A 1,687-nucleotide genomic window follows, 5' to 3' on the forward strand; every position below is an offset into this window, starting at 1 on the left:
ACGCGGTCCCCGACTGCGGCCTGGCAGACTCGGCGTCCACGATGGACGACCGCGACCTGCTGCGCCGGGCCCTCGCCGCGCTGCCGCCCCGGCAGCGCGCGGCCGTGGTGCTGCGGTTTTACGAGGACCTGTCCGAGCACCAGGCCGCTGCCGTGCTCGGCTGCTCGCTCGGCACCGTCAAGAGCCTGACCTCGCGCGGGCTGCAGCGGCTGCGCCGCGACCTGCCCGTCGAGGAGACCCATAAGCAGCCCGCGGAGGTGGACCGGTGAACGGCGGCAACGACCTGTTGCAGCGGCGGCTGTACGACCTGGCTGGCGAACTCGGCCCGCTGTCGGTGCCGTATGAGGAGATCCGCCGCCGCACCCGCCGGCTCCGCCGGCGCCGTGCGCGCGGCCTGGCCGTGGTCGCCGCCGCCGTCGCGGTTGCGGTCGTGACCATCGGCGTCGCGCTGGCGGCGCGGCCGGCGCCGATGCCCATCACCGCCCCGGACGGGCCGTTCCTCGGCTGGCCGGTCACCGGCAACGCCACGGGCACCGGTCTGCTGGCCGAGGCGGTACGCGTCTGGGACGACACCCGCGCCTCGGGCCCGCACACCGACGTGCATCCGCTGCTGGTGGACCGCGATCCAGCGGTCCTCGGCCCGGTCGTGGTCCTCGAGGGCCGCGACGCGCAGGGCGAGCCTCGGCTGGCTATCTTGACCGGCAGCGCCGAGGACCGCGACAGGCTGCGTCTGCGCGTGGACCGGCCGGCGCCGGACGCCGTCACGACCCGGGTGGTGAGCATGGTGAGCGGACGATTGGGTACCGCGACGGGCGTCGAGCCGCCTGGCTCCCGCCCCTCCGCCTGGCTGCTCGCGCTCGGCGCGCCCGGGGTGACCGGCTTCGGCTACCACTCGACGGCGGTGGACCAGGAGCTGGTCGAGGGCGGCGGCCCGGACCTGGGTCGGTGGCTGCTCGTGTCGCTGCCGCCCGGCGGTACGCCGATCAACACCACCGTCATCGCAAGGCACGCCGGCACCGTAGTCTTCCGCGGCCCGGCTGACGGCGGCGCCGTCGGCGACGCGGTCGCCGTTCCGGTCACGGTCGTCGCCCAATCGCCCGACCACGCCCGGATCCAGGGCTCGCCGCGGGCCCTCCTCCCGGGCCGACTGGTCGCGACGCCGGACGGGCTGCTCGGCCGGATCACCGCGGCGAGCGGCGGGGAGGCCGAGGTGGAGCTGGTGACTGCGGCCTCCTTCGGCATCGACGCGCTGACCGACATCACCTACCGGCCGCTCCGTGTGGTCGGCGCCGGCGGCAGCGCCCGGCTGGACCAGGTGCCCACGGACGCGAACGTGGTCGCCACGAACCGGATCGTGGCGGTCGACCCGGCCCAGCACTCCGACCGGTTGGGCACGCTGACGGTCGGCCGCGTCGGCACCGCCGGCTACAACCTGGTCCCGGCAACGAAAACGAGCGACCTTTCCCGGGTGTACGTCATGGTGGAGTATGAGGCAGCGCCGCGGTAAGCCGATGAGTTACGGGTTCCATGCCGCCCCGGACAAGGGCGTCGCGCTGCCGCCTTCACCGACCAGAAGACCGACGGCGAGCTTCGAGGCACTTCCGCCTTGAGGATCGGCGGGGCGGCATTACTTCAACGTTGGTCGGGCGCCCATGGATCGTACGGCGATCGCGACATCCCTCATCGG

Annotated in this window: 2 protein-coding genes; both read left to right on the plus strand. The window is 74.2% G+C overall.

The genetic code is table 11. The features are described 5' to 3' along the window. Window positions 1-269: sigma-70 family RNA polymerase sigma factor (locus ABT369_RS57760; RefSeq protein WP_350627261.1), on the plus strand; the 269-nt coding region annotated here is incomplete at its 5' end. Then, a complete protein-coding gene (locus ABT369_RS57765) occupies window positions 266-1,507 on the plus strand; it encodes an MreC domain-containing protein (protein ID WP_350627263.1) in 1,242 nt (413 codons plus the stop codon). The genes ABT369_RS57760 and ABT369_RS57765, both read left to right, overlap by 4 nt. Window positions 1,508-1,687: the final 180 nt, after the last annotated feature.

It is taken from the genome of Dactylosporangium sp. NPDC000244 (genome assembly GCF_040300725.1).
Lineage (GTDB): Bacteria > Actinomycetota > Actinomycetes > Mycobacteriales > Micromonosporaceae > Dactylosporangium.